The sequence below is a fragment of the Blastomonas sp. genome (assembly GCF_046294995.1).
In the GTDB taxonomy this organism is placed as follows: Bacteria; Pseudomonadota; Alphaproteobacteria; order Sphingomonadales; family Sphingomonadaceae; genus Blastomonas.
The window spans coordinates 548,873-568,777 of the sequence record NZ_JBKBOG010000001.1 but is presented as its reverse complement, the minus strand read 5'-3'; the positions used below and the strand labels follow the sequence as shown (position 1 = coordinate 568,777).

The 19,905-nt window shown below is 66.5% G+C and carries 15 protein-coding genes and 1 pseudogene; 8 read left to right on the top strand and 8 right to left on the bottom strand.

Features of this window, described 5'->3' with window-relative positions; translation table 11 throughout:
• The first annotated feature begins 123 nt into the window (after nt 1-123).
• Both acs and ACK4R0_RS02595 read left to right on the top strand, forming a co-directional pair.
• Complete coding sequence (gene acs, locus ACK4R0_RS02600) at nt 124-2,079, top strand: acetate--CoA ligase (protein WP_409669770.1); 1,956 nt, start codon at nt 124-126, stop codon at nt 2,077-2,079.
• On the top strand, nt 2,076-2,696 hold the full coding sequence (locus ACK4R0_RS02595; RefSeq protein WP_409670872.1) for a response regulator transcription factor: 621 nt from the start codon (nt 2,076-2,078) through the stop codon (nt 2,694-2,696). The genes acs and ACK4R0_RS02595 overlap by 4 nt, the downstream gene beginning before the upstream one ends.
• A 2-nt stretch (nt 2,697-2,698) precedes the next feature.
• On the opposite strand, the gene ACK4R0_RS02590 is transcribed toward ACK4R0_RS02595, so the two are convergent.
• Entirely contained in the window at nt 2,699-6,043 is a 3,345-nt protein-coding gene (locus ACK4R0_RS02590; RefSeq protein WP_409669767.1) for a PAS-domain containing protein, read from the bottom strand.
• A 179-nt stretch (nt 6,044-6,222) separates the two neighbouring features.
• Here ACK4R0_RS02590 and ACK4R0_RS02585 point away from each other — a divergent pair, with 179 nt between their 5' ends.
• Nucleotides 6,223-7,227: an XdhC family protein gene (locus ACK4R0_RS02585; RefSeq protein ID WP_409669764.1), complete on the top strand. Its 1,005-nt coding sequence runs from the start codon at nt 6,223-6,225 to the stop codon at nt 7,225-7,227.
• 26 nt (nt 7,228-7,253) lie between these two features.
• On the opposite strand, the pseudogene ACK4R0_RS02580 reads toward ACK4R0_RS02585, so the two are convergent.
• The 4 genes and pseudogenes from ACK4R0_RS02580 to ACK4R0_RS02565 form a co-directional block, all read right to left on the bottom strand.
• Nucleotides 7,254-7,712 (bottom strand): annotated as a pseudogene (locus tag ACK4R0_RS02580) (NTP transferase domain-containing protein); the annotation flags it as partial.
• 41 nt (nt 7,713-7,753) lie between these two features.
• A complete protein-coding gene (locus tag ACK4R0_RS02575; protein WP_409669762.1) occupies nt 7,754-10,021 on the bottom strand; it encodes a molybdopterin cofactor-binding domain-containing protein in 2,268 nt (755 codons plus the stop codon).
• Nucleotides 10,018-10,500 carry a (2Fe-2S)-binding protein gene (locus ACK4R0_RS02570; protein ID WP_409669759.1) on the bottom strand — a complete coding sequence of 161 codons (483 nt, stop codon included), beginning with the start codon at nt 10,498-10,500 and terminating at the stop codon, nt 10,018-10,020. Before ACK4R0_RS02570 ends, ACK4R0_RS02575 begins: the two co-directional genes overlap by 4 nt.
• 94 nt (nt 10,501-10,594) lie before the next feature.
• On the bottom strand, nt 10,595-11,296 hold the full coding sequence (locus tag ACK4R0_RS02565; RefSeq protein ID WP_409669756.1) for a VIT family protein: 702 nt from the start codon (nt 11,294-11,296) through the stop codon (nt 10,595-10,597).
• A gap of 125 nt (nt 11,297-11,421) precedes the next feature.
• On the opposite strand from ACK4R0_RS02565, the gene ACK4R0_RS02560 reads away from it, so the two are divergent.
• The 3 genes from ACK4R0_RS02560 (at nt 11,422) to ACK4R0_RS02550 (ending at nt 14,207) form a co-directional block, all read left to right on the top strand.
• Nucleotides 11,422-11,808, top strand: a complete 387-nt coding sequence (locus ACK4R0_RS02560) for a hypothetical protein (RefSeq protein ID WP_409669753.1) — start codon at nt 11,422-11,424, stop codon at nt 11,806-11,808.
• Nucleotides 11,809-11,895: 87 nt separating this feature from the next.
• Nucleotides 11,896-12,633: an endonuclease/exonuclease/phosphatase family protein gene (locus tag ACK4R0_RS02555; RefSeq protein WP_409669751.1), complete on the top strand. Its 738-nt coding sequence runs from the start codon at nt 11,896-11,898 to the stop codon at nt 12,631-12,633.
• Nucleotides 12,630-14,207, top strand: a complete 1,578-nt coding sequence (locus tag ACK4R0_RS02550) for a phospholipase D family protein (protein WP_409669748.1) — start codon at nt 12,630-12,632, stop codon at nt 14,205-14,207. Before ACK4R0_RS02555 ends, ACK4R0_RS02550 begins: the two co-directional genes overlap by 4 nt.
• Here the strand turns inward: ACK4R0_RS02550 and ACK4R0_RS02545 are convergent.
• Nucleotides 14,172-14,819 carry a class I SAM-dependent methyltransferase gene (locus ACK4R0_RS02545; RefSeq protein WP_409669745.1) on the bottom strand — a complete coding sequence of 216 codons (648 nt, stop codon included), beginning with the start codon at nt 14,817-14,819 and terminating at the stop codon, nt 14,172-14,174. The two genes, ACK4R0_RS02550 and ACK4R0_RS02545, sit on opposite strands and share 36 nt — an antisense overlap.
• 147 nt (nt 14,820-14,966) lie before the next feature.
• Here ACK4R0_RS02545 and ACK4R0_RS02540 point away from each other — a divergent pair, with 147 nt between their 5' ends.
• Nucleotides 14,967-15,839 (top strand): diacylglycerol/lipid kinase family protein, encoded by an 873-nt coding sequence (locus ACK4R0_RS02540; RefSeq protein WP_409669744.1) that lies wholly within the window; start codon nt 14,967-14,969, stop codon nt 15,837-15,839.
• Nucleotides 15,836-16,678 carry an inositol monophosphatase family protein gene (locus ACK4R0_RS02535; protein WP_409669741.1) on the top strand — a complete coding sequence of 281 codons (843 nt, stop codon included), beginning with the start codon at nt 15,836-15,838 and terminating at the stop codon, nt 16,676-16,678. The genes ACK4R0_RS02540 and ACK4R0_RS02535 overlap by 4 nt, the downstream gene beginning before the upstream one ends.
• On the opposite strand, the gene ACK4R0_RS02530 is transcribed toward ACK4R0_RS02535, so the two are convergent.
• Both ACK4R0_RS02530 and ACK4R0_RS02525 read right to left on the bottom strand, forming a co-directional pair.
• Complete coding sequence (locus ACK4R0_RS02530) at nt 16,651-17,286, bottom strand: TIGR02281 family clan AA aspartic protease (protein WP_409669738.1); 636 nt, start codon at nt 17,284-17,286, stop codon at nt 16,651-16,653. The two genes, ACK4R0_RS02535 and ACK4R0_RS02530, sit on opposite strands and share 28 nt — an antisense overlap.
• 17 nt (nt 17,287-17,303) lie before the next feature.
• Nucleotides 17,304-19,769, bottom strand: coding sequence for an NAD-dependent epimerase/dehydratase family protein (locus ACK4R0_RS02525; protein WP_409669735.1), 2,466 nt, complete (start codon nt 19,767-19,769; stop codon nt 17,304-17,306).
• Nucleotides 19,770-19,905 lie beyond the last annotated feature (136 nt).

Here is a 19,905-nt window from a genome sequence, read left to right as displayed (position 1 = left end):
GTCGCCAGCCCGACCTTGGTCGTAGGCCTACGACCTTTGTCTAAGGTCCGGCAGCGTTCGCGCAGGGCTATCATGCCGCCAGCAATGCGCCGCAGACGCATCCAGACGAGGAGAGAGACAATCATGGCCGAGAGCAGCTATCCCGTACCCGCAGACTGGGCGGACAATGCCCTGATCACCGCATCGGTGTATGACGAGCGCTACCGCCTGTCGCTCGACGATCCCGATGCTTTCTGGCGCGAGGAAGCCGCGCGGCTCGACTGGATCACTCCTTTCACCAGGGTGAAGGAAACGAGCTTCGACGAGGCCGATTTCGGCATCCAGTGGTTTGCCGATGGCACGCTCAATCTCGCCGCCAACTGCCTCGACCGGCATCTGGCCGAACGCGGCGATACCGTCGCGATCCTGTGGGAGCCCGACAGCCCCGACGAGGCGAGCCGTTCGATCACCTATCGTGAGCTCCACGAACAGGTCTGCCGTTTCGCCAACCTGCTCAAGGCGCACGGTGTCCGCAAGGGCGAGCGGGTGACGCTGTACCTGCCGATGGTGCCCGAAGCTGCGGTGGCGATGCTCGCCTGCGCGCGGATCGGAGCGATCCATTCGATCGTGTTCGCAGGCTTCTCGCCCGAAGCGCTTGCGGGCCGCATCCAGGATTGCGACAGCCGCATCGTCGTCACTGCCGACGAAGGCCTGCGCGCGGGCAAGCACGTGCCGCTCAAGGCCAATGTCGATGCCGCGCTCGACCATGATGGCGTCGCAGTGGACACCGTCATCGTGCTCAAGCGCACCGGTGCCGGTGTGCCGATGGTCGATGGCCGCGATGTGGACTGGGCGGCGAGCGTCGCTGCGCAGTCGGCCGACTGCCCGGCGGAGGAAATGAGCGCCGAGGATCCGCTGTTCATCCTGTATACCTCGGGCTCGACCGGCAAGCCCAAGGGCGTGCTCCACACCACAGGCGGCTATGCCGTGTGGGCGGCAATGACCTTCCAATACGTGTTCGATTACCGCCCCGGCCAGGTTTACTGGTGCGCCGCCGATGTCGGTTGGGTCACCGGGCACAGCTATGTCGTCTACGCCCCGCTGATCATGGGCGCGACCACGGTGATGTTCGAGGGCGTCCCGACCTGGCCCGATCCGTCACGCTTCTGGCAGATCGTCGACAAGTACCGGGTCGAGATTTTCTATGGGGCGCCGACAGCATTGCGCGCGCTGATGCGCGAGGGCGACGACTGGGTGACGAAGACCAGCCGCTCGTCGCTGCGGCTGCTCGGATCGGTGGGCGAGCCGATCAATCCCGAGGCGTGGGAATGGTATCACCGCGTGGTCGGCGAGGGCCGCTGCCCGATCGTCGACACCTGGTGGCAGACCGAAACCGGCGCTTGCATGATGACGCCGCTGCCCGGCGCGCATGCGCTCAAGCCCGGGTCGGCCGCAATGCCCATGTTCGGGGTCAAGCCGCTGCTGCTCACCCCCGAAGGCGAGGTCATCGAGGGCGCGGGCGAGGGTTGCCTTGCCATCGCCGACAGCTGGCCCGGCCAGATGCGCACCGTCTGGGGCGATCACGACCGGTTCTTCCAGACCTATTTCACCACCTTCAAGGGGCTGTATTTCACCGGCGACGGCTGCAAGCGCGACGAGGACGGCTATTACTGGATTACCGGGCGGATCGACGATGTCATCAACGTCTCGGGCCACCGGATGGGCACAGCCGAGATCGAAAGCGCGCTGGTCGCGCACCCCAAGGTGGCCGAAGCCGCGGTCGTCGGCATGCCGCACGATGTGAAGGGCCAGGGCATCTATGCCTTCGTCACCACCAATGTCGAGGTCGAGCCCGACGAGGCGCTGCGCCGCGAGCTGGTGCAATGGGTACGCCGCGAGATCGGCCCGATCGCCACCCCCGATATTATCCAGTTCACCCCCGCGCTGCCCAAGACCCGCTCGGGCAAGATCATGCGCCGCATCTTGCGCAAGATCGGCGAGAACGACCTCACCAATCTGGGCGATACATCGACGCTTGCCGATCCATCGGTTGTCGATCATCTTGTCGCTGAGAGACCCCAACCGGCAGAAGCGACATAGAAACGATCCTGATCGCGGACGACCACCCGCTGTTCCGCCAGGCGCTGATCCTGGCGGTCGGCAGGGTGGCTCCGCAGGCGCAGATTCTGGAAAGCGGCACGCTCGCCGCCGCCGCGCGTGCGGCAGGCTCGGCCGAGGGTCTGCGCCTGATCCTGCTCGATCTCAAGATGCCCGGCGCGGTTGGCTATTCGGGAATAGCCTTGCTCCATGCCGAGCGGCCCGAGGTGCCGATCCTCGTCGTATCGAGCGCGGAAGGCGCGGGCGTCGCCGACGAGGCGCGGCAACTGGGCGCGGTGGGGTTCCTGTCCAAGGACAGCGACCTAGACAGCATCGAACAGGCGATCGCGCGAGCGCTGGGAGGACGTACCGCCAAGCCTGCGCCGAGCGGCCCACACGAAGAAGTGCAGCAGGAAATCGCCTCGCTTACCCCGACCCAGCTCAAGGTGCTGATCGAAGTTCTCGACGGCAAGCTCAACAAGCAGATCGCGCACGACCTTGCGATGAGCGAGGCGACGGTCAAGGCGCACATGACCGTGATCATGCGCAAGCTGGGCGTGCAGAACCGCACCCAGGCCGCTCTGGTCGCGCGCTCGCTGGGGCTCAACCTCAGGCATTGATGTCAGGCCGGGCCCGCGGCCTCGGCGAGAAATCCCACGATCTCTGCCGCCGCCGCCGGTTTGGCGATCACCGGCACCCCCAATGCACCTGCGCGCCGCACCAGCTCGGGCGAGCCTTGTGCGGTCACCAGCGCGGCAGGCAGGCCCGGGTGCTGCAGCCGCAACGCCGCGATCAGCGCCAGCCCGTCGGTCGCGGTGCCCAAGTGGAAATCGACCAAAGCCACATCGAACGGCCCTTCCGCCGACAGCGCCTGCACCGGATCGGTAGCGCCGGTCGCGTTGTGGCCCAGGCTGGTCAGCAAGGACAGCATCGCCTCGACGATCAGCGCATCGTTATCGATCACCAGCACCCGCAGCGCGCGCGCTGGGCTGTGCGTAGGCACCGTGCGCGCGGGCACCGCCGCTTGCGTCTGTGGTGCGCTAAGCGGAAGCGACAGGCTGAACCGGCTACCCCTGCCCGGCACCGAACGTACCGAAATCGCGCCACCCAGCAGCCGCGCGATCCGCTCGGCGAGCGCAAGTCCCAGCCCCAGCCCGTCGGCCTCGACCTCGCCCAGCCGGGTGAACTCGGTAAAGATGCTGTCAATCTGCTCGGGCGCGATACCGACCCCGGTGTCGTAGACATCGATCCGTACCCGGTCCCCGCGCCGCCTGCTGCCGATCAGCACGCCGCCTTGCTGCGTGTAGCGCAGCGCGTTGGAGAGGAAGTTCTGCAGCACCGAACGCAGCAGCCCCGGATCGGTGTGGACATCGCCGATCAGCGCACCGATGCGCAGGGACAACTGCTTGCCCTCGGCCATCGGCATGAAGCTTTGCGCCAGATCGGTAAGGAACGGCGCCAGCGCGACCGGCTCGGGGCTCGGCTCCACCCCGCCCGCATCGAGCCGACTGATGTCGAGCAGCGCCCGGATCAGGCCATCGGCGGCACTGATCGCGCTGTCCACCCGGCCTGCGAGCATCTGGGTGTTGGGCTCAGCGTCGCGCGACAGCGCGGCAGTGAACAGCCGCGCGGCGTGCAGCGGCTGGAGCAGATCATGGCTCGCGGCGGCGAGAAAACGCGTCTTGTCGCGCGTCGCCTCGGCGAGCTGGCGGTTGGCGGCGCTCAATTCGCCGGTGCGCTCGGCGACGCGCTGTTCCAGCTCAGCCAGTGTGCGCTCCAGCTCGTCGCGGGTGCGCGCCTCGTCGGTGATGTCGGTAAAGCTGGTGACATAGCCGCCGCCGGGCATCGGCCCGCCAACGGTCTTGATCACCCGGCCATCCTTGCGCTGCCGCTCGAAGCTGTGCGCCTGCCCGCGCCGCATATGGCTTAGGCGCTTGCGGACATGGTGCTCGATATCCTCCGACCCGAAATCGCCAAGCCGCGCGTTGTAGCGGATCAGATCGGCGATCGGCGTGCCGACGCGGACCAGCCCCTGCGGATAGCCGAAAATGTCGAGATACTGCCCGTTCCACGCGACCAGGTTCATTTCGGCATCGACCACGCTGATCCCGGCATCGACATGTTCGAAGGTCGCCGCCAGCAGCTCGCGCGAGAAGCGCAGCGACTGGCCACGCTCACCCAGTAGCCGGGTGACATCGGCGAGGCTCATCTGGCTGCCCGCCAGCGCCGATGCCACCAGCGCCCGCGCCGAAGACGCTCCGACCACGCGGGCGATGAGGTCGCGCGCGCGCTGCGCCGCAGCCCGATTGATCGGCACGCCGGGCGCAGCGTCCGGAAACTCGGTCTGCGCCCGCTCGATGCCCACGAAGCTGGCGGTGAGCCGCGCAAGATCATCAAGATCGCTGATCTTCTGCTGGCCGCGCAGCTGCCACGGCAGCGGCGGCGCCTGCACGTTGCGCGCGGCCACGATGCTATAGGCAAACAGATTGGCCCCAAGGCTCCACCCCACGCCATGCACCAGCGGCGATGCGTTGCCGATGCCGAACAGCCGCAGCGGATCGAGCAGCGTGCCGGTCAGCGTGTCCAGCCACGCTGGTGGCAGTATCGGCGGCAGCGCCAGCGTGTACAGCCATAGCGCAAAGCCGATGCTCAGGCTCACCTTTGCCGCCAGCGCATCGCGTCCCTTGCCCTGCGTGGCAAGGATCAGGTGCGGGGTGAACTGGGCCATCGCGGCAAAGGCGATCAGCCCGATCGACGCCAGCGAATTGCGCGCCGGGATCAACAGCGCCCAGGCCAGCGCGGCTGCCACGATTCCCAGGATCGACACTCGGCGGGCCAGCAGCATGCGGCGGCCCAGCCCGCCCTCGGCGGCATCGCCCTGCCTGCGGCGGAGCAGCGCGGGGAAAATGAGATCGTTCGATACCATTGTTGCCAGCGCGGTCGAATCGACGATCACCATCGATGCCGCCGCGCTGATCCCACCGACCAGCGCCAGCACCAGGATCGCCCCTGTCCCTCCGAACGCCGGAACCTGCAGCACGTACAGGTCAGCACCGGTCGTCTCCGGTCCGGGGATCAGGCTTGCGCCGGCAAGTGCGATCGGCAACGCCATGATTGCCATGATCGCAAGATAGCCCGCAAGCCCTTTGCGCGCGCGGTCGAGCGAGCCGGGATCGTGCGCCTCGACCAGCCCCATGTAGAACTGACGCGGCAGCGCGATGATCGCCATGATCGAGATCAGGAAGATCACGCCGAATTCCACCGACAGCCGCTCTGGCCGGAAGTTGGCGGCAAGCTGGGTCATGCCTTCGTCGACCGCCACGCTCTGGGCGTTCGCGAGCATCCACACCGCGACCCCCGCCACAGCCGTCAGCGCGACGATCTTGATCACCGACTCCAGCCCGATGGCGTAAACCAGCCCCTCGCTGCGCCCGGCCAGCTCATAGCGGCGCGCGCCGAACAGGATGGCGAACAACGCCAGCAACGCCGCCGATCCGATCATCGTCACCGTGGTGATCGGCTGACCCGAGGCAAAGGCCAGCGCGCCGCCGATCGAGCGGAACTGCAGCGCGACATAGGGGATGGTGCCAACCAGCGCGATCAGCGTCACCAGCCGCGCCACCCCGCCATCATGGCCAAAGCGCGCTGCGATGAAGTCCGAGACCGTGGTTGCCTGTTCCTCGGCCACCGCCTGCGCCAGCCGTCGAAGGAAGCGCGGCGCGCCCAGCAACAGGCAGATCGGGGCAAGATAGATCGGCAGATACTGCCAGCCATCGCGCACGATGCTGCCCACCGCGCCGTAAAAGGTCCAGCTCGAGCAGTAGACGCCCAACGCCAGCGTGTAGGCAGCATGTCTGAGCTGCGGCCGCCGCATCATCGATCCGCGTCGGCTTTCCACCACCGCCGCTACCGCGAACAGCAGCAAGATCATTGCCAGCCCGGAAAATGCCGCCGACGGCAGGCTCATCTGCTTCGCTTTTCCCCCAGCCCGGTTGAGCTTCGGGGTGTGTTTTAGGTCAACACGCCGACCAAGCGCAAGCTCTCCTCCAAACGGTGGGATGAACGCCCGGATCAGCGGCAAGGCGATTGCGAACGGCGTCGCAGGCCAGTACAGCGGGCGCTCCCCTCCCCGATCACAGGCATGACATGAGCAGATGGCATCTCGCAGCGCAGGTTGATGATATCCGGCCGCTGCTGATGGATGTGCGCGCGACGAACGCCGCCTGCGCCATCGCGACCCTGGTCGAGACCTCGGGCCCGGCCCCGCGCGAAATCGGCGCACAGATGCTGATCACTGCAGACGAGCACTGGGGCTATCTGTCCGGCGGCTGCATCGAAGCCGACGTCGCCCGGCATGGCCGCGAGGTGATGGCGAGCGCTGAGCCAAGGCTGCTGCGTTATGGCGAGGGCAGCCCGTGGATCGATATCCAGCTCGCCTGCGGCACCGGCATATCGGTGCTAGTCGAGCCCGTGTCAGGCGATGACCCTGCGGTCGCCGCGCTGCTCGACGCTTATGCTGCGCGCACCCCGGTGCTCTGGAGCAGCGACGGCAGAACCCGCCGCGTCACGCCGCCATCCGCTGGGCTTCCACCGCTCTGGGATGGCAAGCAGTATGCCCGGCTTTGCGAACCCGTGCTGCGGCTGGTCCTGATCGGCGAGGATGCCACCGCGATGGCGAGCGCGGCGCTGGCGCAACAATCGGGGATCGAGGTCATTTTGATCACGCCCAACGGTCCCGAACAGCCGCCCTTTGCCGACATCGGCTATCACCGCACCGCCGCGGCCGACGCGCTGGACGCGATCGGGCTGGACCGCTGGACCGCTGTCGCGGTGATGTCACACGATCGCGAGGACGACGAGCGCGCGCTTGCCCGCGCGCTGAAGTCGGACGCGTTCTATGTCGGGGCGATCGGCGCACGCGCGCGGCTGGCGATGCGGCAGGAGCGGCTGCGCGATCACGGCGTGAGCGAGGATCGGCTGGCGCAGATGCACGCGCCGATCGGGCTTCAGGGATTTGGCAAGGCGCCGCGCGATATCGCGCTGTCGCTGGTCGCCGATGTAGCGCGCGATTTCCACGCGCGTTCGGCAGCGGCAAGGTCTTCGAGGGAATCGATGTCGAGCACCGCGCCGGTATCGGCTGTGTCCAGATAGGCGACGCCCGAGGGTCTGTGCTTGAGCAGATGCGCGGCGCCCTGGTCGCCCTGCAACGTCGCAAGATCGCCGAGAGCACTGCCGACGAAGCATACCGGGTGGCCGGGCTTTCCTGCCACTCTGGGCCGCGCGGCATAGCCCGACGCGTTGGCCAGCTCCGCCAATGGGACGCATAGATCGATCAGGACCAATGGCATATCGCCCAGAAAGACGAACAGCCCTTCGGCTCCCTCTGCCATCGCGCCGACGCCGGTGCGGATCGAGGCGGCCATGCCTTCATCCCAGCCCGGCGTATGGACGATCCGGCAATCGAGACCATTCAGCGCCTTCGCCAGTTCGTCGTGCTGCGCGCCGGTCGCGACGACGGCATCGCCGAAGCCTGCCTGCAGCACCGCCTCGACCGTGCGGCGGATCACCGGTGCGCCATCCAGATCGGCGAGCAATTTGCCGCCGCCAAAGCGCCGCCCGGCGCCTGCCGCCAGCACCAGCGCGCCCCAATCTTGCAGGCTCGAGGCGCGCGCTTCGCTCAGGCCTTGGCCTGGGTCAGCACGGGCAGCGCGCGGACGCGCTTGCCGGTCGCGGCGAACAGCGCGTTGGCCAGCGCAGGCGACGCAGGCGGGAGACCGGGTTCGCCGATCCCGCCCATCTTCGCGCCGCTCTCGATGAAGTGCACGTCGATGACCGGCGGAGCATCAGCGAGCTTGAGCAGATTGTAATCGTTGAAGTTGCTCTGCACCACCGCGCCCTTGTCGAGCGTGATCGCCTCGCCGATCGCCGACGACAGCCCCATGATCAGCCCGCCTGCGATCTGCGCCTCGGCGTTGAGCGGATTGACCGTGGTGCCGCAGTCCACCACCGCGAACGCCTTGAGCACCTTGGGGCTGCCATCCTCGCGCAAGGTCGCCTCGATCACCTCGGCAACGATGGTGCCGAAGCTCTCGACGATCGCCATGCCGCGCCCCACCCCGTCGGGCAGCGGACTGTCCCAGCCCGAGCGTTTCGCGACCGCATCGAGCACCGCGAGATGCCGCGATCCGGCAGGCAGATGCTTGCGACGGAACCGGTACGGCTCCTCGCCCGCCGCCGCCGCCAGCTCGTCCATGAAGCATTCGTTGTAGAACCCCATCTGGGTCGAATTCACCGAGCGCCACGGGCCATCGATCTGGTTCGACTGATAGCTGAAATGCCGCCGCGAAGTCGCGGGGATCGCGTAGATGAAGCTGGTTTCGCCCTCGGCATCGCCGCTCTGCACATAATCGGTGCGCCATGCGGCGATCCTGCCGTCCTTGCCCAACGTCGCCTGCAGGTGCGCCGAGGATTGCGGGCGATAGGTGCCATGGCGCACATCCTCCTCGCGGCTCCAGATCAGCTTGACCGGATAGGGCAGTTGCTTGGCGAGCAGCGCCACCTGATCGATGATCTCGGTCATGTCGGGGAAGCGCCGCCCGAAGCCGCCGCCCATGATCATCGGGTTGAACACGACGTCGTCGATACCGATGCCGGCCGCTTTCGCCGCGCGCGCGCGGGTCGAGAGCGGGTCCTGCAGGCCGCCCCACAAGGTGAGCTTGCCCTGCTTGTAATGGCCGGTGAGCGCGAACGGCTCCATCATCGCGTGGTGCAGAAACGGGACGCGATAATCCGCGCTGACGGTCCTGGCACCCACCACGCCAAACGCCGCATCGACATCGCCGTCGCCGCCCTCGTTGTCGGGCTTGCCTGCCTTGCGCAGGGCGTCCTGTGCGGCGTAGATCGAGGCGGTGGACACATCGCCATGGCCGCCATCGGAGAATTTCGGGCTGAGTGCTTTCAGCCCCTTTTGCGCCTGCCAGTAGCGCTTGGCGACGACGATCACCGCATCGTCGAGCTTGATCACCTTTTCCACGCCGGTGACGCCCAGCGCTGGCTTTTCGTCCACCGATACCAGCTTGCCGCCGCGCACCGGTGCCGCCGCGATCGTCGCGACGCGCATGTCGGGCAGCGTGAAATCGATGCCGTATATCGCGCTGCCATCCACCTTGGCGGGGATGTCGATTCGGGGAACCGGCTTGCCGATCAGCTTGAACTGGTCGCGCGTCTTGAGCACCGGATCGCTGGTCATAGAGCGTTCCGCCGCGCCGGCGGCAAGCTCGCCATAACGCAGCGACCTGCCCGATTGGGCGTGCAGCACCTTGCTGTCTGCCGTGGTCAGCTCGCTCGCTGGAACGCTCAGGCGGTCGGCGGCTTCCTCGATCAGCGCCAGCCGTACCGCGGCGCCGACGGTGCGCATGCCGACCTGGCCGGTGTAGCGCAGCGCCGACGAACCGCCGGTAATCTGCAACGGCAGCGAGCGCGCGATCATCGAGATGATGGCCCCGGGCAGCGCGTTGATCACCCCGGGCGCACCCGACATCTCGGCAAGAAAGCCCTTGCCCAGCGGCGTGTTGGCAAACGCGGTATCGGCGGGCGCCTGCTCGACCTTGACTTTGCTCCAGTCGGCATCGAGCTCATCGGCCAGCATCTGGCCCAATGCGGTGTGGCTGCCCTGGCCAAAATCGATGTGCGGCGAATATACCGTGACGGTGTCGTCTTCGGCGATCTTCATCCAGCTGAGGAAATTGTGGTCCCCGCCCGTTTCGGTCAGCGCCTTTGCGCGCGCTTTGGCGGAGCTGTCGCCCCAATAGAGCCCGAAGGCGCCGCCGCCGACGAGCAGCGCGCTGCCAACCAGAAAGGCGCGGCGGACGATGCCCCTTTTTTTCTTGGGCGGTGCTGCCTCGACCGGCGTATCGAGATGCGGGCTGGGATTGTCTGCCATCATGCCTCTCCCTGCAGCGCTGTCGCCGCCCGCCCGGTGGCAGCGACAATAGCCTTGCGGATGCGCGGATAGGTGCCGCAGCGGCAGATATTGGTCATCGCCTCGTCGATCTGCTCGTCGCTGGGGCTGCCCGTCGCTTCGATCAGCGCGACCGCCGCCATGATCTGTCCCGACTGGCAATAGCCGCACTGCGGTACCTGCGCATCGATCCAGGCCTGCTGGACCGCATGCAGTGCGCCATCTGCGCCGCGCAACCCTTCGATCGTGGTGACCGATTTGCCCGCAATGTCGCTGATCGGCACGCTGCACGAGCGGGTGATCCGGCCCTCGACATGCACCGAACAGGCTCCGCAGGCGGCAATGCCGCAACCGAACTTGGTCCCGGTGAGGCCCAGTTCCTCGCGCAGCGCCCACAACAACGGCGTATCGGCATCCGCCTCGACGCTGACATCGCTGCCGTTGACCTTGAACCCGATTGCCATCGTCGCCACCCCCGCTGCGTGAATTCAGTCCTTTATAGCAACCCGATGCACCGTCGGCCACCGGAAAACCCGCGCATGGAAATCCGATACCTCGTCAGACCGCCGTCCCGACCATCGCCCCGATTGCCGCAGTCAATGCCATCGCGATCGCGCCCCACACGGTTACCCGGACGCTGCCGCGCCACAGCGATGCACCCCCTGCCCGCGCACCGACCGCGCCCAGCAGCGCGAGGAACAGCAAGGATGCGACAGCTACGACAACGGGCAACCTTTCGGCAGGGGCGACCAGCACCATCGCCAGCGGCAGCGCCGCACCCACCGAGAAGGTCGCCGCAGACGTCAGCGCCGCCTGGACCGGGCGCGCGGTGGTGAACGCCGATATGCCCAGCTCGTCGCGGGCATGCGCGCCCAGCGCATCGTGCGCCATCAGCTGGCGCGCGACTATCCCCGCGGTCTCGGCATCCAGCCCGCGTCCCATGTATATCCCCGCCAGTTCCTCGATCTCCGCATCGTTGTCGTCCGCCAGCTCGCCGCGTTCGCGCTCGATGTCGGCAGTTTCGGTGTCCTGTTGCGAGCTGACCGAGACATATTCCCCCGCCGCCATCGACATCGCGCCCGCGACCAGCCCTGCGGTTCCCGCGACCAGTGCGTCGCCCGATTGCGTCGATGCCGCAGCGACGCCGATGATCAGGCTGGCGGTCGAGACGATACCGTCATTGGCCCCCATCACCGCTGCGCGCAGCCAGCCGATACGCGCGACGAGATGCCGTTCGGAATGGATATGCAGTCTGGTCATGGCAATCTGCCTTTCTGGCGGAGCCTCAACATGGCTGCAGTGGCTTTTCACATTCGGCGGGGCATGGCTATCGCAATGATTCGTCCTATGGTGAATACTTGCTGCCACATGAGGATGCCCCGACCGTGATCTATATCTGGCTGAACATCGTGCCGATCCTTGTCGCGACGCTTGCGGGACTCGGGATCGGGTATATCTGGGCGCGGCTGTCGGGCTTGCGCATCGGTGCCAGGGTCGCGGTCGCCGCTTTCGTCGCCGAATTCTGGCTGACCGCGATCCTCGCCGGCGCGGTGATCCTGGCGCCGGATCAAGCTTCGCCGTGGACGATGGCGCTGGGCAGCGCCTTCATCATCTGGGTGGGATTCGTTCTGCCCGTGCTGGTGGTCACGCTCAGCGTGATCGGCATTCGCGCCGGCGCCATTGCGAGCGCGGGCGGCTATTGGTTGGTGACTATGCTGGTGCAGGCGGCGCTGCTGCAGACCATGGGGCTGGTACCGCCGCCTGCCGGATAGCAACCCGCGCGGCATCTGGCGGTTATTGCGCCAATAGCCTATCGCAATACCCTCGCACCCCCGCCCCGCAACAAGGCCTGCCATCCGATGACCGCCGACAGTCCCGAAACCTTCGGTGTCGTAAGCTACAACATCCGCAAGGCGATCGGGAACGACCGCAGGCACGATCCTGAGCGAATCATGCGCGTATTGGCGGAAACCGGCGCGGATATCGCGGTGCTGCAGGAGGCCGACCGCCGCCTGGGCGAGCGCAACAGCGCGCTTCCGGCGGCCCTGGTGGCGGAAGCTGGCTGGCAGGTGGTGCCGGTATCGACCGCGCGCCATGGCATCGGCTGGCATGGCAACGCCATCCTGGTCTCGCCGCGGGTCGATATCCTGCGCGGCGAGCGACTGAAGCTGCCGATGCTCGAGCCGCGCGGCGCGGTGCTGGCCGACCTTGCGATCGACGGACACCCGCTGCGGGTCGTCGGCGCGCACCTCGACCTTTCGGGCCTGTGGCGCCCGCGTCAGCTCAAGGCACTGCTCGGCCATGTTCATGGCCAGGAGGAAGAACGCCCCACGCTGATCACCGGCGATTTCAACGAGTGGCGGCGCGAGCCATCGGGCCTGCTGCATCTGGTCCGGCATTTCGAGCATATCCGCCCCGGCCCCAGCTTTCCTGCGCGTTGGCCGGTGGCGCATCTCGACCGGATGTTCGTGTCGTCCGATCTGGCGGTGGAGGATGCCGCCGTCCACGCCAGCCGCCTGGCGGCGATGGCGTCCGATCACCTGCCCGTCTGGGCGCGCCTGAAACTGCCCGGCCAGCGCCCGACCACCCCGCGATGAACGCAATTCCGTGGCATATCTTGGCGCCTGTGGGGCTGGCCGCGCTGTGGATCGCGCTGAGGCTGGCGTTTCGCCTGCCGACGCTTCCTCCCGAGCCGCCTTTGCCACCGCCGCAGGATACGCCGCACTGCCGGATCGGGCGGGCGATCGCGGGTCTGGAAGCGGCCCATCCCGGCCTTTCCGGCATCCTGCCGCTGTCCGATTCGCGCGGCGCGTATGTGGCGCGGGTCAAGCTGATCCGCGCGGCGGACGTGAGCCTCGACGTCCAATATTACATCTGGCGCGAGGATGTCGCGGGTCTGCTGCTGCTCGAGGAACTGCGCGAGGCGGCGGACCGGGGGGTCAGGGTCCGGCTGTTGCTCGACGACAACGGCATCGCCAAGCTGGACGATGAACTCGCGGCGCTGGAGACCCATCCCAATATTGAGGTGCGGCTGTTCAACCCGTTCGTGATCCGCAAGCCCAAGATCGCAGGCTATCTGCTCGACTGCTTCCGGCTCAACCGCCGGATGCACAACAAGAGCCTGACCGCCGACAACCAGATGACGATCATCGGCGGGCGCAACATCGGCGACGAATATTTCGGACCCGGCGACCAGCCCGAATTCGCCGACCTCGACGTGCTCGCGATCGGTGCGATCGTTCCCGAGATGGCGGCGGACTTCGGGCGTTACTGGACAAGTGCGAGTGCGTACCCCGCGCCGCTGATCCTGCCACGAGCCGGGCCGGGCGCGCAGGCCGAAGTCGCGCGCAAGACACGCGCACTGATCGAGACCAGCAGCCTGGCCAGAAACTATGCGGCGGCGGTCGAAAACGATACGCGCGCCGGATCCTATGCCGATCCGCTCACCCATGATGACATCGACTATGAATGGGTCCCGGTGACGATGTTGAGCGACGATCCGGCCAAGGCGCTCGGCAAGGAACCGCGCGACCCTGCACCGCTCGGCGCGATCGGGGCGATCATGCGCGAGACCCGACAGCAACTGGGTCTGGTCTCGGCCTATTTCGTGCCCGCCAAATCCGGTGCCGCCATGTTCGAATCGCTATCGGCGCAGGGCGCCTCGGTCGACGTGCTGACCAACGCGCTGTCGAGCACCGACGTCGCGGTGGTCCACGCAGGCTATGCGCGGTATCGCAAGCGGCTGCTGCGGGCCGGGGTGCGATTGTGGGAGATGAAGGGCGATGCGCCGCGCCATCCATCGACCCGCAGCGGTGTGCTCGGCAGCCTGCCACGCTCCAGCCGATCGTCATTACACGCCAAGACCTTCACCATCGACGGGCGAAAGCTGTTCGTCGGGTCGTTCAACTTCGATCCGCGCTCGATGCATCTGAACACCGAGCTTGGCTTCCTGATGGACAGCCCGGTGCTCGCCGAGCGGCTGCAGCACCTGTTCAACGAGCCGCTGCGCCACCGCGCTTATGAGGTGCAATTGACACCGCAGGGCAAATTGCTGTGGATAGATGCGACTCCCGATGGGACCGTCCACCATCACCATGATCCGGGCGCAACGCTGCTGCGCCGCGCGCAGGTGGTGTTATGGAGCATGCTTCCGATCGAGTGGCTGCTTTAGCGGGAGCGGGCGGCGCGCCCAATAAAGATGGCAGGGCGGAATGTTGCGCCAGACGAAGGATTTTTCCACCTCGGCGAAGCGCTGCTTGAGCATCGGCGCGATCGCCCGCCGCATCTGGTACGCGAGCACAGCGCCATCATCCGCCAGCACCTTGGCGCTCAAATCGAGAATATGGCTGCCTGTGCGCGCGGGAATGGTCGAGAACGGGATCCCTGTCACGATGACGTCGGCCGACCCCAGCCGGTGATCCGCCAGGATTGCAGCGACCGATGCCGCGGAGTCGGTAATCGCCAGCAGCCGGGGATCATCGATCGTGCGGCGCAGATGCCGCGTGAAATCGCGGCTGACGTCGATCGCAACCAACCGGCTGTCGCGCGGCATTCTTGAGAGCATGGCACGCGTCAGCGGCCCCGACCCCGGGCCGTACTCGACGACGACCCGCGCCTTCGACCAGTCCACCGGTGCGAGCAGCCTGTCGACCAGAACGCCCGAGGCCGGAAAGGCCGATCCGACCAGCCTCGGCTCGCGCAGGAATTCGCGGATGGCGACCTGCAGCGCGGAAGCATTGCTGGCGGCATCGCCGCTGCGATGTGCATCGAATTTGCTGGCCATGTGCTTCTCCCCGCATTGTGTCACAGCCTCGACTTACGTGCAGCGCATGGGCCGGTTCCTTTCTTTCGATCGGACGACTGCCGGAACGGTTTGAACAGCCGCAGCGTAACGGCTGGACACCTTTCCCGCCCCCCTGTCGGAGCATCCATGCGCGCGCTACTCGTCCACAACGCCCAGGCTGGCACCGATCCTGTTCCCCGCAAGAAAATCGAAGCCGTGCTGCACGATGTGGGCATCGAGACCATCTATTGCGCGCACGCCCAGGACGATCTTGCCGATGCGCTGCGCCGCCCGGTCGATCTTGTCATTGCCGCTGGTGGCGATGGAACGGTGGCAGATGTCGTCGCCTCGCTCGAGGACACCGGCCGCCCCATCGCCATCCTCCCGCTGGGCGGGTCGAACAACATCGCGCATGCGCTGGGCGTCGGTGGTCCGTGGCACGACCTGCCCCGGCGCTGGTCGCTCGATGCCTGGACTCGCCTCGACCGCTGCGAAGCGGATGGCCCGTGGGGCTGCAAACCGTTTCTCGAAGCGCTGGGCACCGGCGTGCTGACCGACTCTTTCGAAGAAACCGACGAGGAACCGGCCAGCCCTGCCGAAAAGCGCGACAATGGCCGTGCAGCGTTTGCAGCGGCGCTGGCCAGGGCAGAACCGTTCCACTGCGCGGTCGCCTCGGACGAGTGGGACTGGGAAGGTGACTGTCTGATGATCGAGGCGATGAACATCGGCTTCGTCGGATCGCGGCTCGCGCTGGCGGAAGCAGCCGTGCCCGATGACGGCCTTCTCGATGTGGTGATCATAACGCCGGAACAGCGCGAAGACCTGTTGCGCTGGATGGAAAGGCCCGACGACTGGCCATGCCCCGCCCCTGCGCGCAAGGCCGTGTCGGTCCGCATCACGGTGCACGAGAGACCGATCCGGCTGGACGACCGGTCGCCCGACGAGGACCTGACCGGAACCGTCGATGTTCGGGTGCGCTCGTCCTGGGTCAGGATACTCGACGCTGGAGAAGATGGATGACCGATCGCCTCGTGCCGCCCGACGCCACGCTGCTGGCCGAAATAGAGGATGTCGCGGTGGAGCTGGCCCAGATCGGCGGCACCGAAATTCGCGCCGCGCTGGGCGGCATGCTGCGGATCCAGTACAAGGGCGCCGAGGACAATCCGACCCCGTTTCGCGACCCGGTGTCGGACATCGACGATCGCGTCGAAACGCTGATCCGCCAGCGGCTGAGCGAGCGTTTTCCGGACCACGACATCGTTGGCGAGGAGATCGATCACCGGCCGAGCCTGGGGCACGATTTTCTGTGGGCGGTCGATCCGATCGATGGCACCGCCAACTTCATCAACGGTTTCCCGCTGTTCGCTTCATCGGTGGGCGTGCTCTATCACGGGCAGCCGGTGGCCGGCGCAGTATGGTGCAGCACCAGCCACATGCTCGAGCCGGGGGTGTATCATGCAGCCGCTGGCGGCCAGCTTCGCTTCAACGGCGCGCCGGTCGCGACCGCTGCCAATCCCGCCATCCGCAGGCGACTTGGAGGCGAGCCTCGTGCGCAAGCAGGGGCGCCGCATGGCTGGGATGGGCGCAAGACCGGATCGGCCGCGATCGAATGCGCCTTCGTGGCCGCCGGAATGCTCGAAATGGCATGGTTCGAGCGGCCCAATATCTGGGATGTCGCCGGCGGCCTGGCGCTGGTCCGCGCGGCCATGGGCGATGTCTTGCAACACTCCGCCACAGGCGGCTGGGCCAGCTTCCCGGGGTTTGATGACGGCGGCGCCGATCCTGGCGCGTGGTGCGCGCCGATCGCGATTGGCAGCGCGTCGGCCCTGGCTCAGTTCGCCGGCAACTCGCCGCTCTGATCGCCCGGCTTGGGGACGAGCACCAGCACCCGGCCCTCGACCCGCCACGATTCAAGCTGCGACAGGAAGTTCATTCCCAGCACATCGACATTGCCAAGCGCGGGCGAGGTCACGACCTTGAGATTGCGGGCCTCGATATTGCCGAGCGTCAACCGTTCGACGGTCCCGGTTTGCGCCTGCACCGATCCATTGGCGGTGCGGAGGATCACCGGCAGGAGGGTCCCTGCGCCCGTCACCGACGCCTCGTCGGCCGTCGCTTGCGAGAGCGCGGTCACGGTCGCTCCGCTGTCTACGAGCATCCGCCGTTCGACCCCGTTGATCGATGCTTGCGCCCAGAAATGCCCGTCGTTCGCCATGCGCAGGCGCACTTCGTTGCCGACCACCTCCTGATTGTCGAGGCCCAGCCGCGACGTCAGCCGCGACAGGTTGGCATCGAACGGCGCCTGCTGAAACAACACGAACAGGCACAGAGCCAGCAATCCGAACGAGAACAGCGAACGCAGGATTCTCCCGACAAAGGGAATGTTGAACAGCACGATCAGCAGCAACGCGGCGCCACCGGCATAAAGCGCCAGCTGCTGCCATTCGGGGTTGGTCGTAATGGGCATGAAAACTCCGGTGTTGGTCAGACGATGTAGCGATGCCACGATCCATAGCGTTCGTGGACCGAGCCTCTGCGCAGGCTGAGCGCAATCAGCGCCAGGCCAATTGCGACGTTGGCAGCCGCATGGACCGTGCTGGCATCGAACAGGAACGGAGTGACCACCAACGCAGCGCCCAGCGGTATAAGGCAATAGCGCACCGCGCGCGCGACTTCCGCCGTGGCAAGCGAGACGATGGTCAGCGCAAGGAAGCCGATGACATGATCGCTGTGCGCCATCGTCCCATCCGCCCCGAAGGTGATCCGCGTAAACAGCATTGTCGCGGCAAGCACGGCGGCACAGGCGAGGTTCCACGGCAGGTTCACACCGCCCACCCACATGTCCTTCAGCACCGCACCGGCACCGTTATCGAACTCGTCTTTCTGCTCCTGGCGTTCGCCGTCGTCGGTATCGCCGAACAGGAACACCCTCAGCCATGGCTGACCGGCCTTCGAGCGCCGCCGGACGAACTGCAACGTCGCGAGAAGCTCGTCGAGCGAATAGGGGATCTGGATCAGCATAGCCGCTGCACCGGCGAGAGTGAGCGTCGCCCAGGTGCCGATGACGATCGGCTGGATGATCACGAACAGGATCGACACCACGCCGAGCGGCGCGATCATCAGCCCGAACAGGAACACCAGCCACGGCATCGTCCGCCAGCGCGCGCGCGAACCGACGATTCCGGTCACGATCTCGAGCGCATAGGTGTAACCGCCCAGCGCCGCATCGGGGATCGGGAACGCCTGCGACAGCGATGAAGTGATCACCGTTTCGGTCCCGTTTTTGGAAGGGTCGGCAGGCAACCCGGCAAAAAACGGGTCCCACACGCCATCGATCTGCTCGAGCTGGTACGCGGTCAGGTAGCGTGCAATCAGCAAGCCGATCAGCGCCAGCAGGATGATCGGTACCCGCTGTACCCAGCTGGAAGGGTTATAGGTCCATCCCGAAGGAACATCCGGACCGGTCATCGCCGCGACCACCGATGTACCCGGCTCGGGCCTCGTTCCCACCGCCAGCCCGAAGGCCAGTGCGCCCACCAGGGTATCCGACAGGAAGGAGGCCGGATTGGTCGTCCAGAACACGAACGGGATTGCCATGATCCCTGCTGCCACCGCAGCGCTTGCCCACCGCGCCCACGCCATGCGCCAGGACAGCGAGAGCGAGGCAAAGCCGATCAGCGCTGCGCCGAGCACGATTTCGGACCAGAACAGCGCGGGCTCTTCGACCTGAACGATGACCGGCTGCACCAATATCCACAGGCCAAGCGCAATGTTGACGAAGTGCGCCCAGCGCGTTTCGCCATGCGCCGCGCGCCGCCACTGCTCATGCCGGACGCGCAACGCCTCGGGGTCTTCACCTACGGCCTCTGCGTCGGAAACGAAGGGCGGCACCGGGATGCGGTTTGCCTCGTACCATGCAGCAGGGTCGCGCTTGAGCGTCTCCACGATCTCGGGCAGAACATCCGCCAGCCTGTGGCGTGGCTGCCAGCCGAGCATCTCGCGCGCGCGCGCCGTATCGAGCGCGTAGTGATCGCTTGCCATCTGCGTCATGAAAGGCTGGATGAACGGACGCTCGCCCTGGTCGATCGCATCGGGGATCACAGGCTCGGCCTTGTCCTGAACCCACGCCCCCACGCCTGCGACAGCGGCAGGCACGCGCAGCGTCGCCCAATCCTCTTCGCCGTGGATCAGCGCGCCAAGACGGTCCTGCAGATCGTCATAGCCGATGGCATCCGCCTCGCCGATCAGGATCACGGTTTCGTCGGAGAACCGGTCCCGCCGGTCGATCGTGCGGACGAAGGCGTCGATCATGTCTTCGCGGTGGATCATCGCCTGCCCGGCATCGGTATCGCCCGAGTACAGGTGGCTCTGGAAATCCCGCTCGTAGATGCGCGCGATCTGGTTGGCGAAGGTGGGCACCGATGTGCGCTCGTCATACAGACCGGCGAGGTGGAGGTAGACCACGGGGATCTCGCCGCGTTCCTCGCTGATCGCCTGCTCGGCCTTGGCCTTGGATTTGGGATAGGCCCAGCCCGGAGCGATCTTGCGGCTCTCGTCGATCCGCTCGCCAGGGCGGCAGGCCTCGTGCACCAGCATCGTGCCCGAATAGACGAACTGATCGACCTCGAACCGCTGGAGACCGCGCATCAGGTTGCGGCTGCCATCGACGTTGACCGCCTGGTATTGCGGCTTGTCCTCACCGCTGAAATCGAAATACGCGGCCAGATGGACGACGCTGGCAATGCGCCGACCGTGGTCGGACGCGATCTGCTCCAGCGCGGCATCGACACTGCCTGCGTCGGTCAGATCGACCTCGACGACGGGAAAGTCGGTATCGCCTTCCGCCATGTCGAGGCCGACGACCCGATAATCGCGGCCGAGCGCCTTTGCCAGCGATCGGCCGATGTTGCCGGCTGCGCCCGTGATCAGAACTATCGGCTTTTCGGCCATCGATATCCCCGGAAAAATTTGGTCGGCGGCCTCCCAGGCCGCCGCACAGTGTCATGGTTCGCGGCGCTTGGCCCCTGCTCAGGCCATTTACTGTTTCAGCCGCCGATCGTTGCCCGGAGCGGCAATTTCGCGCGGT

What these genes read in the sequence shown, in the direction of transcription:
- ACK4R0_RS02530 (WP_409669738.1), bottom strand. Translation starts at nt 17,286, where the DNA reads ATGCCCATTACGACCAACCCCGAATGGCAGCAGCTGGCGCTTTATGCC.
- ACK4R0_RS02575 (WP_409669762.1), bottom strand. Translation starts at nt 10,021, where the DNA reads ATGATGGCAGACAATCCCAGCCCGCATCTCGATACGCCGGTCGAGGCA.
- ACK4R0_RS02545 (WP_409669745.1), bottom strand. Translation starts at nt 14,819, where the DNA reads ATGGCCAGCAAATTCGATGCACATCGCAGCGGCGATGCCGCCAGCAAT.
- ACK4R0_RS02550 (WP_409669748.1), top strand. Translation starts at nt 12,630, where the DNA reads ATGAACGCAATTCCGTGGCATATCTTGGCGCCTGTGGGGCTGGCCGCG.
- ACK4R0_RS02540 (WP_409669744.1), top strand. Translation starts at nt 14,967, where the DNA reads ATGCGCGCGCTACTCGTCCACAACGCCCAGGCTGGCACCGATCCTGTT.
- ACK4R0_RS02565 (WP_409669756.1), bottom strand. Translation starts at nt 11,296, where the DNA reads ATGACCAGACTGCATATCCATTCCGAACGGCATCTCGTCGCGCGTATC.
- ACK4R0_RS02525 (WP_409669735.1), bottom strand. Translation starts at nt 19,769, where the DNA reads ATGGCCGAAAAGCCGATAGTTCTGATCACGGGCGCAGCCGGCAACATC.
- ACK4R0_RS02585 (WP_409669764.1), top strand. Translation starts at nt 6,223, where the DNA reads ATGAGCAGATGGCATCTCGCAGCGCAGGTTGATGATATCCGGCCGCTG.
- ACK4R0_RS02590 (WP_409669767.1), bottom strand. Translation starts at nt 6,043, where the DNA reads ATGAGCCTGCCGTCGGCGGCATTTTCCGGGCTGGCAATGATCTTGCTG.
- acs (WP_409669770.1), top strand. Translation starts at nt 124, where the DNA reads ATGGCCGAGAGCAGCTATCCCGTACCCGCAGACTGGGCGGACAATGCC.
- ACK4R0_RS02535 (WP_409669741.1), top strand. Translation starts at nt 15,836, where the DNA reads ATGACCGATCGCCTCGTGCCGCCCGACGCCACGCTGCTGGCCGAAATA.
- ACK4R0_RS02555 (WP_409669751.1), top strand. Translation starts at nt 11,896, where the DNA reads ATGACCGCCGACAGTCCCGAAACCTTCGGTGTCGTAAGCTACAACATC.
- ACK4R0_RS02570 (WP_409669759.1), bottom strand. Translation starts at nt 10,500, where the DNA reads ATGGCAATCGGGTTCAAGGTCAACGGCAGCGATGTCAGCGTCGAGGCG.